This window comes from Umezawaea endophytica (genome assembly GCF_025061645.1).
Taxonomy (GTDB): domain Bacteria; phylum Actinomycetota; class Actinomycetes; order Mycobacteriales; family Pseudonocardiaceae; genus Umezawaea; species Umezawaea endophytica.
In genome coordinates this window covers 527,275-537,141 of the sequence record NZ_JANYMP010000004.1, presented here as the reverse complement: position 1 = coordinate 537,141, position 9,867 = coordinate 527,275, and the positions used below count along the sequence as shown (strand labels likewise).

The following is a 9,867-nucleotide window of genomic DNA, read 5'->3' as shown; positions in this document are numbered from 1 at the left end:
GGGCCCTCATCCCCATCACCCCTTGAGTACGGACGGGGCAACCGGTTCGCCCTATCGTGGGATCTACCGGAAATCCTGAAACGACAGGGGAAGGACGTGCGACTCTAGCGTCAGGGGGCCGTCACGAGGGATGTCGACCAGAGCCAACCACACCCCCGAGGTTGGTCCGTCCTCCACCGTGGGGAGGAGCCGTGCGCCGGGAATTCCTCGTCCCTGCCGATGCCCACCATCCCGACCCAGACGAGGCACGTCGCCGGATCCTGCGCGACCTGCACGACGGACTCGGCCCGTCGCTCGCGGCCGTCGTCTTCGGGCTGCGCGCCGCGCGCAACCTCGTCGCCCACGATCCGAGCTCGGCACAGCGACTGCTCGCCCGGCTGGAGGGCGAGATGCACGCCGCCATCGGCGAGATCCGGCGGCTCGCCGCGAGCGCCTACCCGTCGGTGCTCGCCCGGTCCGGCCTCGCCGAGGCCGTTCGCGCGTACGGCGCGACCCTCGCGGGCAGGCTGCCCGCGGGTGACGACATCGAGGTCGTGATCCACGGCGACCTCGGCGAGCTGCCCCCGGCCGTCGAGGTGGCCGCCTACCGCATCATCTGCGAAGCGCTGACCAACGTGGCCAACCACGCCGGGGCGCACCGCTGCGTCGTGCGCGTGTGGCTGGACGGCGACCTGCACGTCGAGGTGGTCGACGACGGCGTCTGGCTCGCCCCGCGCGGGTCCGGCGGCGTCGGCCTGCGGTCGATGCGGGACCGCGCGCAGGAACTCGGGGGCACGTGGGTGGTCGAGCGCCGGAGCTGCGGCGGTACCCGTGTCGCCGTCGACCTGCCCGTCGCGAGCGGGATGTGAGCGGACATGCCGTCTGCTCTGCGGGCGCTGGTCGTGGACGACCACCCGATGTTCCGCTACGGGCTGTCGGCGACGCTCGACGCCGCGACGGGCATCGAGGTGGTCGGTGAGGCCGCGGGCGGTGCGGCGGCCGTCGCGCTGGCCGCGGCGCTGGCTCCCGACGTGGTGGTCATGGACCTCAACATGCCGGACCTCGACGGCGTCGAGGCGACCAGGCGCATCGTGAGCGGCGACCGCCACGTCGGCGTGCTGGTGCTGACCATGTTCGACGACGACGAGTTCGTGTTCGCCGCGATGCGGGCGGGCGCTCGCGGCTACCTCCTCAAAGCCGCGCGGCCCCAGCAGGTCGTCCGCGCCGTCCGCGCGGTCGGCGACGGCGAGGCGATCTTCAGCCCGTCGATAGCCGCGCGGTTGCTGACGTACTTCGATCCCGGTGGCCGGTCCCGGCAGGAGGCGTTCCCCGAACTCACCTCGCGGGAGCGGGAAGTCCTCCGCCTCGTGGCCGAGGGCGGCGGCAACGGCCAGATCGCGCGGACGCTGGTGCTCAGCCCGAAGACCGTCCGCAACCACGTGTCCAACATCATCCGCAAGCTGCACGTCGCGGACCGGAACGAGGCGATCTCCAAGGCGCGCCAAGCGGGTCTGGCCGCGGAGACGGGACAGGTCGGGACACAGGTCCCATGGCCTCGGGACACCGCGGGTCGAGACCATGGGAACACCGAAGTCGACCACCAGGGCGGAGCACCACGATGATCACTGACCAGGTCCCGGTCGTACTCCACGCCACGGATTCCATCACCCGAGCAGGCGTCCTGGCCGCGCTGCGGTCCAGGCCGGAACTCCGCCTCGTCGACGCGGACCTCGCGGACACGACCTCACCGCCGCCCGTCGCGCTGGTCGTGCTCGACCGAGTGGACGACGAGGTCCGGCAGCTCCTGCGCAAGCTCCAGTGCCACAACTACCCCGGAATCGTCCTGATCGCGGGCGAGGTCGGCGACGCGGACCTGCTGAACGTCGTGAGCAGCGGTGTCTCGGCGGTGATCCGGCGGTCCGAGGCCACACCGGACACGCTGGTCCGGCTGATCAAGGCGACCGCGGCCGGTGAGGGCGCGCTGCCCGCGGACCTGCTCGGCAGGCTGCTCGACCGGGTGTCCCGCTTGCAGCGCAACGTGTTGAACCCCAACGGGTGGAACCTGGCGGGGATGTCCGACCGGGAGACCGAGGTGCTGCGGCTGATCGCCGAGGGCTTCGAGACCAGGGAGGTGGCCGAGAAGCTCTGCTACTCGCAGCGCACGGTGAAGAGCATCCTGCACGACATCACCAACCGGTTCCAGCTCCGCAACCGCACGCACGCCGTCGCGTTCGCCCTGCGCGAGGGGCTGATCTGACCGCACCGGTCAGCCCTCGGTCCGGCCGGAGAAGGACGCCGACGGGGTGCAGTTGCCCTTCTCGCTCGGGTTCTGGCAGCTCACCGCGAAGACGACCTTCTCACCCGGCTTGAACCGCCAGGCCTGCAACCAGTGGTGGTCGAGGTCGCGGAAGTTCGCCAGGCCCACCTCGAGCAGCACGCTCTTGGTGCCTTCCACGTCGCGCAGGATCCTCACGGTCCCGTTGTCACCACGGGGATTTTGCAGGATCAGGTCGGTGACCACGAGGGTCTTCTTGTCGTCCTCCGGGGTGAAGGTGAACTCGGTGAACCGCTCCGCGTCACCGACGATCGCCGCGTCCGCCGCCACCCGGAAGTCCGTCGGCTCGGTCGGCGGCGTCGACGGCCGCGCGCCGGGGGTCGGCCCGGCCTCGGGGTTGGCCGGGTCCAGACCCGCGGCCTCCATCGCCTTCTCCGAGTTCTGCTTCGCCTGCGCCGAGTCGCCCGCCGCCGCGGCCGCCTTGTCCTCCGCCTTCTGCGCGGCGACCTTCACCTCCTCCGCCTGCTGCGCGGTCGCTTCCCGCGCGGCCGACCGCACCGCGGGCTTCAAGACCGCGAACCACAGGGTCACCAGCAGCACCGCCAGCGCGAGCAGCGCCAGCAGCGCGGGCAGCAGCCACCTCGGCAGCAGTTGTCGCTGCACCATCGTGCCGTCGGCCGCCAGCGGCTCACCGCTGCTGGGCACGACCTCGACCCGGAACGTGTGCCTCTTCGGTTGCCCCCGCAGGAACTTCTTCCTCGGTCGGGCCTGCATCCGGACGAACCCGGCGGTGCCGGGCGGCAGCACGACGTCGGACCGCGCCACCCGGAAGTCCAGCTCGTCCTCGGGGTCGACCGGCCGCAGCCGCACGGTGACCGGGTGGTTGCCGAGGTTGTCCAGCGCGATCTCGTACTTCGCCCGCGTGCTGCCCTCCGCCTTGGCGGGCACCAGTTCCGCCGCCACGTCGCTGAACGAGCCGACCAGGAGGTCGCCCTCCTCCACCACGGAGCCGTACGGGTCCTCCCGCGAGGTCACCCGCACGCCGAAGCCCACCTCCCCGGCGGGGACGTCCGAGGCCTTCGGCGGCGCGAACGTGACCACCACCTCGGCCGACTCCCCCGGCAGCAGGTTCACCGAGGGCGGTTCGGCGGTCGCCCACCCGCCCGCGTCACCGACCACGTCGACGACGAACTGGTCGACGACCTCACCGGTGTTGCGGATGGTCACGGCGCAGGTGACCTCCTGGCCGGGCTCCACGGTGAGACCCGCTGCGGACAACGTGGCGGTTGCTCCCATGGGTCGAGTCTCCGATCCGATCGGTGGGCGGGGGACGGGCGGAGGGGTGCGGACGGGGACATCACCCGCTGCCCCAAAGGGCAGTCAGCCCCGCGTGACGAAGCCGTGCGGCTGCACGGTGCGCGGCACGACGAGGAACGGGTTCGACCGCGCGGGGGTGAACGCCGGTCCGCTGACCGCCGTCACGACCAGCTCCCTCTCCCCCAGGGTGTCGCGGTGGAACACGAGCACCTGCGCGTCCAGCGTCCCGTCCACGCCGACGGTGACCTCGCCGGGCGTCTGCGAGATGCCGACGGACCACGTCAGCCGGACGACCGCGCCGGGCGGGAAGTCCTTGCCCACGGCCCGCGTGACGAAGCCCTGTGCGCCGATCCGCGGGGCCACCTCGACGCTCGGCTCGCGGATGACCACGCGGGCGGTCGCGGTGTTGTCGGCCGGGTCGACGTCCGGACCGGTCGTCGCCACGGTCGCGGACACCTCGGCGTCGACCGCCGTCCCGGCGCCGACCGTGATCCGCGCCTGGACGCTCTGCCCCGGCTGGAGGTCACCGAGATCGCACACCGCGCCGCTGGCCGCGCATCCCGCTGGTGACACCGCTTTCGGCGCGGGCAGGACGTCCCCGAACGTGGTGGTGATCCGCACGGACGGCATCACCGAGGGGCTGCCGTTGCGGACCGTGTACGACACGACCACGTCGTCACCACCGACGTAGCCGGGTATCGGCGCGACCTCCGCGCTCAAGGACAAGGGGCCCTTGACCTCCGGTGTCGCGGACAGGGTCAGCGCGGCCGTGGCAGCCACCGGCTGGTTGACGCCGTCGGACACCGTCAGGGTCAGCACGTAGGCCCCGACATCGGTGCACGTGACGACGGTGGACAACGCCGCCGCGTTGGTGAACGAACAGGTCGCGGTCGCCGGCGTGCCAGCGGCGGGGGCGCTGGTCCACACCGAGGTCCGTTCGGGACCGTCCGGGTCGACGGCGGTGCCCGTGATGGGCACGGGTGTCTTCTCCTGCCCCGAGTACGGTCCGCCCGCGCTGACCACCGGCACGCCGTTGGTCAGCGTCAGGGTGGTGCTCGCGGCGACCGGAGGGGTCACGCCGTCGGTCGCGGTCAACGTCAAGGCGTAGACGCCGTCGTCGTCGCAGGAGACCGTGGTCGACAGCGCCGCCGCGTTGCCGAACACGCAGCGCGCGGCGGGATCCACGCCCACTCCCGGCACGACGCTCCACGCCGTGGTCGAGGTCGGCCCGTCCGGGTCGACCACGGAGCCCTGGATCGGCACCGCGGTGTCCTGCAACCCGGTGTACGGTCCGCCGGGGCTCACCGTCGGCGCGACGTCCAGGGTGACGGTGTGGCAGTCGGTCACGCCGCCCGCGCCACCGCCGTCGCTGCCGCTCGCGGTGACGCACAACCGGTGGGCACCGGCCGGGAGCGGGCCGGTGGTCGTCCGGTAGGTGACCGCGACCGGGCCGTCGTGGGGCACGGCGGGTGTGACGTCGGTGATCGCCGTCGACGGTCCGCCGTCGACGCTGAGCGTCAGCGACGTCAGCCGGGAGGCGATCACGCCGGGCACGATGGTGGGCAGCGACGCGATGTCGTCCACCTTCGTGCACGTGCCGCGGGCCTTCTCCGCGATGTGCGCCAGGCTGCCCTGGGTGCCCGGCTGGTCGCAGGAGGACGCGGCGCCGACCGCGAACGTGTACACGCTCGCGGTCTGGGGCAGGGTCGCCAGTGCCGCGTCCAGGTCGCCCTCGACGGTCGACTGGCCGTCGGAGATGAAGGCGACGACCTGGTTCGGCAGGTCGGAGTCCCGCAGCGCGGACACGACCGTGGTCGTCTTCAGGATGCCCGCGGCGAAGTTGGTTTCCACCCCCACGGTCCTCGGGGAGTGGCGACGGGCTCCACCGTTGCCACCGAACTCGGAGAACAGCGAGGTCAGCATCCCGACGATGTCACCGCCGTCCGGCCTGGTGACCAGTTGGTCCCCCTCGTCGGACCCGACGTCGGCCGTGGCACCCTCCGAGGCGAACACCACGGCGCCCACCCCGCCGACGGTCCGCGCGTCGGCCGCTCGGCCGTTGAGGGCCCTGGCCGCGGCGATCTCGCAGTCCAGCACCCGATCGGGCGCCTCGTCGCCGTTCTGGTCGCCGCCGCACCCGGTGATCGCCGGGTTGTCGGTGCTGCCGGACACGTCCAGCACGTAGACGAGCCCGGTGCTGGCCACGGGCTGGCCGACGCCGATCGACGCCGTGCCCGCCACCGCGACCGGGCCGGGCGGCAGCACGGTCCCGTTCACCGGGGTGTCGACCGAGACCGCGATGCTGGTCCCTCCCGGCAGGTTGGCGCCGACGTCGTGCGCCACCACGACCCGCGGCGACGTCAGCAGCGCCGCGGCGACCACGATCACCACCGCCACCCGGCTCGCGCGTGCTCGCACCGTCCTCATCCCCGTTCGAAGAGCTCGATCTCCGAGATGGCCACGTCCGTGCCCTGCAACGACCGGTGCAGCGCGACGACGTGCACCTCCACGCTCGTGCTGCCCTCCCCGTTGTCCAGCGTGATCTCCTGGGGGTCCGGGGTGTCGGCGAGGTCCACGTCGTAGGTCTTGCCCGTGGAGTACACGAGGTGCCAGCTCCGCGGCCGGTGCGCGGACTGGAACTCCTTCTCGACGCCGACGCGGACGATCGCCTTGCGCAGGTCGACCGGGTGGTCGAAGGTCAGCACCAGCGCGGGCTCGCCCTGGTCGACCGGAGCCGCCCAGTAGGTGTTGAAGGCGTTGTCCACGACCAGGTTCCCAGGGTGGTCCGGCCGTTCGACGGTGGCCGTCACGGCGGTCGGCCGGACCGGGGCGAGCCGGGTGACGAACACGTCCTCGACGTCCTGCTTCCAGGACAGCGCCTGGTCGTTCACCGCCTGTCGGAAGGGCGAGTACAGCCCGTAGAGCGCGGCGGACACCACCAGCAGGACGGCGACGAGCCAGCGGACGACCCGGAGGACCCCGCGCACCGCGGGGCCGAGCCCGGTCCGGCGGTGCACCCCGTCGCGGCCCGGTCGCGCGCCCGCCTTGAGCGTCGCGGGTTCCCGCTTCGGGATCCAGCGGCGCCACCACGGCTGCGCGACGACGGCGACCTCGACGAGCGAGGCGCCGCACCGGCCGCAGAACCGCCGCACCGGCGCGTTGCCGCTGCCGCACTGGCCGCAGATCAGGTCGCCGGGCTGGGCCGCTCGCGGCCGGGTGGGACCGGGCCCGTGCTTCGGTGCCGCGGTCCGCTGTTCGGCGGGCTGCATGGCCGACGGCTGGACGGTCCTGGCGGGCTCCGCGACGGTCGCGTCCGCGCCCTCCCACTCCAGGAAGGCGCCGCACGCCCCGCAGAACTCGGTGCCCACCGCGTTGTGCTCCCCGCACCGCACGCAGACGGTCATGGCGCGATCACCTCGACGTGGACGGTCACGTGCGCGGGCACGGCCCCGACGACCGCGCTGGTGAGGTGTGCGACGTCGACCGCCGCCGGGTCCGGCACCCGCACCCGGACGACCACGCTGGGCGGGCCCGTGTCCGGCAGGGGCAGCCCCGGCTGGTCGGTCGAGGTGCAGCCACCGCTGTCGACCACCTCGACCTCGCCGCCGGTCAGCAGCGCGACGTGGTCGGCCAGCCCCCGCCCGGTTCCCCGCCAGCGGTGCAGGTCGACGGCCTTCGCGACCAGCTCGCGCCGCCGCTCCACCGTCCAACCCTCGCCGACGTCGAGCGCCACCCAGGAGGCGAGCCAGTCGAGGAAGTCCTCGGGCGCCAGGCGCGGGTCCAGGTAGCCCGCGAAGCAGTCCAGCGTCGCGAACACCGGGGCGAGCACCTCGTCCAGCGCCGCGGTGAACCGCTGGGTGAACAGGTCCTCGACGTAGACGCCCGGCAACCGCTCCCCGAGCGGACGGGCGGTGGGCAGCGTGGTTTCGCCTGTTCTCATGATCAGCTCCGCGTCACTCGAACCTGGTGGCCGAACGGGAAGACGAGACCGTTGACCGGCAGGTCGAGCCGCGGCACCGCGCCGCCGCGCTCGCCGGTCACCGGGTTGGCCCCGAACAGCCGGATGTCCTCGACCAGCTCCACGCCGGGCAGCCGCTGGAGCACCGCGAAGACCTCGCCGGACTGGACGGGCCGCCCGAACGGCCAGCCCGTCGAGTCCGGGCCGCCGCCGATCGGGTTGAAGTAGTCGTAGAGCGCCCGCGAGGCGCGGGCCCGCACCAGGTCCACGGGTGTCCCGGTGCCGGCGCGCACCTGCGCCACCACGGTCACCCCCTGGTAGAACGGCGGTTCCACCGAGACCCGCGCACCGACGCACCGCCGTTCGTCGAGGTGCTTCTCGATCCTGGTGCGCACGGCCGGATCGAGGCGGAGGGAGGCGAACTCCAGGACGTCGTGCTCGGCCACCGCGGGCACGACGAGGACGCGGACCGCCTCCGAGCCGGGGCCGACGGGCACGCAGCGGACCCTCGCGACCTCGGGGGCCGCCTCGCGGGTCAGCGACTCGTAGTCCTCCGCGGTGACCGCCCGGTCGCGGCTGCGCAGCGACAGCGGACCGCGGACCGCCGCGTCGCGCACCGATTCTCCCGCCACCCCACCGGTCGCGGGTTTGCGGTTGACCACGCCGCTGACGAAGGGGATCGGGTCGCGCTGCACCAGCAGAAGACCCCGCGCGACGTTGCCGCGCGGGCCGCCGCCCGTGCGGTACTCGGGCACCCTGATCGCCGCCGCCTTGGCGGGCACGGCGCCGTGGTTCAGGATTCCGCCGTCGGGGAGCCGGATGGCGGGCCCGAACGCCACCTCGCCACCGACCCGGTCGAGCACGACGTGCCGGTCGGCGGGCCCGGACTCAGCGAACGAGCTGACCTCCGTCCACTCCTCCCAGCCACCGGTCGCGGCCACCTCGACCACCAGCGCGCCCTCGTCGACGACCACCGGCACGCGGGACAGCGGGAAGCGTTGGCCGGGCACGCCCTCGGACACGCCGATCGTCTCGTTGCGCACGATGTCGGCGTGCGTCGCGTCGGTCGTGCCGCCGATCGTCGCGGCGGTGACCGAGACCAGTTTCGGCGACTCCTGGTAGAACGGCTGGTCGGACCTCGGTGGCACCGCCCGGCAGCGCAACCAGCCCGCCCGCTGCCGGGCGAGGATCGACGTGGTGTGCGTGCGCGGCACGTGCACCACGACGTCGCCCGGCTTGTTGAACCCGCCCGTGGTGTCCCGGTCGAGTTCGCACGCCGTCCAGTCCGTGCCGTTCCACGCCTCCCACACCCAGGGCGGGTCACGGGGGTCCACGCCGCGGCCTTCCGCCCGGCAGTCGATCCGCAGCAGCACCGCGCAGCCGGGAACCGCTTCGGACAGGCCGAACAGCACCGCGTCACCCGCCGCCGGAGGGGTGTCGAAGCAACCGGGCTCCTTGCCGCTGAGGAGGTCGTCGGTGCGGTCCAGCGGCGGCGACCCCTGGTCGGCGACCGACGTGGCGAGGTGGGCGAGCGAGCACGGGACCACCGTCAGCTCGCGGTGGACGCTGAAGACCACCGGTTCCTCCACCTCGCTGCGCTCGGTCGCCACCTGGGCTCCGCGCGGGACGACGACCGGCGTCTCACGAGGGGCGGACAGCCAGAAGGTGACCTCGCAGCGCGCGGCGGTAGGCGGGAACAGCCGCACCCCGATCAGGTCGAGGAACCGCAGGTAGTGCAGGTCCGGCACGCGGTTGACCCGGTAGATCAGCTCGTCGACCATGTGCGCGAACGCCTCGATGAGCGTCACACCCGGATCGGACACGTTGTGGTCCGTCCACTCCGGACACTTCTGCTGCACTCTCCGCTTGGCCTCGTCGACGAGGTCCTGGAAGCGCCGGTCGTCCAGGTTGGGGGTGGGCAGGGACATCAGGCACCGTCCTCGTCCGACTCGTGCGGCGGGATGACGTAGAACGGGAAGACCAGGTTGCGCGGGTCGTTGGTGCTGCGCACCGAGTACCGGACGTCGATCAGCAGCGTGCCCTGGTCGACCTCGTCGAAGCGCACGACCACGTCGGTCACGACGATCCGCGGTTCCCACCGCTCCAGCGACAGCCGGACCTCGTAGGCGATCTGGCCCGCGGTCGCGGTGTCGGCGGGCGCGAACACCAGGTCGTGGATGGCGCAGCCGAACTCCGGCCGCATCGGCCGTTCCCCCGGCGAGGTCGCCAGGATCAGCCGGATGCTCTCGATGATCTCGCGCTCGCCGCCCACCAGTGCGATCGACCCGGTCACGTCGGTGTGGATCGGGAAGGCCAGTCCCCGCCCTACGAAGTCCAC

The 9,867-nt window shown here is 72.8% G+C and carries 9 protein-coding genes; 3 read left to right on the top strand and 6 right to left on the bottom strand.

Features of this window, described 5'->3' with window-relative positions:
* Positions 1–191 precede the first annotated feature (191 nt).
* From NZH93_RS12285 to NZH93_RS12275, 3 genes are read left to right on the top strand one after another with little or no spacing between them, the layout of a single operon-like run.
* A complete protein-coding gene (locus tag NZH93_RS12285; RefSeq protein WP_259623130.1) occupies positions 192–848 on the top strand; it encodes a sensor histidine kinase in 657 nt (218 codons plus the stop codon).
* Between the two features lie 6 nt (positions 849–854).
* The gene (locus NZH93_RS12280) at positions 855–1,601 is read left to right on the top strand and encodes a response regulator (protein WP_259623129.1); all 747 of its coding nucleotides are present in this window, start codon (positions 855–857) and stop codon (positions 1,599–1,601) included.
* Entirely contained in the window at positions 1,598–2,236 is a 639-nt protein-coding gene (locus NZH93_RS12275; RefSeq protein ID WP_259623128.1) for a helix-turn-helix transcriptional regulator, read from the top strand. Before NZH93_RS12280 ends, NZH93_RS12275 begins: the two co-directional genes overlap by 4 nt.
* Positions 2,237–2,245: 9 nt before the next feature.
* On the opposite strand, the gene NZH93_RS12270 is transcribed toward NZH93_RS12275, so the two are convergent.
* The 6 genes from NZH93_RS12270 to NZH93_RS12245 all read right to left on the bottom strand — a co-directional run bounded on the left by NZH93_RS12270 (position 2,246) and on the right by NZH93_RS12245 (position 9,867).
* Positions 2,246–3,550 (bottom strand): COG1470 family protein, encoded by a 1,305-nt coding sequence (locus tag NZH93_RS12270; protein WP_259623127.1) that lies wholly within the window; start codon positions 3,548–3,550, stop codon positions 2,246–2,248.
* A gap of 84 nt (positions 3,551–3,634) precedes the next feature.
* On the bottom strand, positions 3,635–5,989 hold the full coding sequence (locus tag NZH93_RS12265) for a hypothetical protein (RefSeq protein WP_259623126.1): 2,355 nt from the start codon (positions 5,987–5,989) through the stop codon (positions 3,635–3,637).
* Positions 5,990–5,994: 5 nt separating this feature from the next.
* On the bottom strand, positions 5,995–6,975 hold the full coding sequence (locus tag NZH93_RS12260) for an NADase-type glycan-binding domain-containing protein (RefSeq protein WP_259623125.1): 981 nt from the start codon (positions 6,973–6,975) through the stop codon (positions 5,995–5,997).
* Entirely contained in the window at positions 6,972–7,511 is a 540-nt protein-coding gene (locus NZH93_RS12255) for a phage tail protein (protein WP_259623124.1), read from the bottom strand. The genes NZH93_RS12260 and NZH93_RS12255 overlap by 4 nt, the downstream gene beginning before the upstream one ends.
* Before the next feature lie 2 nt (positions 7,512–7,513).
* Positions 7,514–9,457, bottom strand: coding sequence for a putative baseplate assembly protein (locus NZH93_RS12250; protein ID WP_259623123.1), 1,944 nt, complete (start codon positions 9,455–9,457; stop codon positions 7,514–7,516).
* Entirely contained in the window at positions 9,457–9,867 is a 411-nt protein-coding gene (locus NZH93_RS12245; RefSeq protein ID WP_259623122.1) for a GPW/gp25 family protein, read from the bottom strand. Before NZH93_RS12245 ends, NZH93_RS12250 begins: the two co-directional genes overlap by 1 nt.

Bases quoted from the DNA above. Each gene is read 5' to 3' on its own strand.
- NZH93_RS12275 (WP_259623128.1), top strand. From the start codon at position 1,598: ATGATCACTGACCAGGTCCCGGTCGTACTCCACGCCACGGATTCCATC.
- NZH93_RS12250 (WP_259623123.1), bottom strand. From the start codon at position 9,457: ATGTCCCTGCCCACCCCCAACCTGGACGACCGGCGCTTCCAGGACCTC.
- NZH93_RS12270 (WP_259623127.1), bottom strand. From the start codon at position 3,550: ATGGGAGCAACCGCCACGTTGTCCGCAGCGGGTCTCACCGTGGAGCCC.
- NZH93_RS12280 (WP_259623129.1), top strand. From the start codon at position 855: ATGCCGTCTGCTCTGCGGGCGCTGGTCGTGGACGACCACCCGATGTTC.
- NZH93_RS12260 (WP_259623125.1), bottom strand. From the start codon at position 6,975: ATGACCGTCTGCGTGCGGTGCGGGGAGCACAACGCGGTGGGCACCGAG.
- NZH93_RS12255 (WP_259623124.1), bottom strand. From the start codon at position 7,511: ATGAGAACAGGCGAAACCACGCTGCCCACCGCCCGTCCGCTCGGGGAG.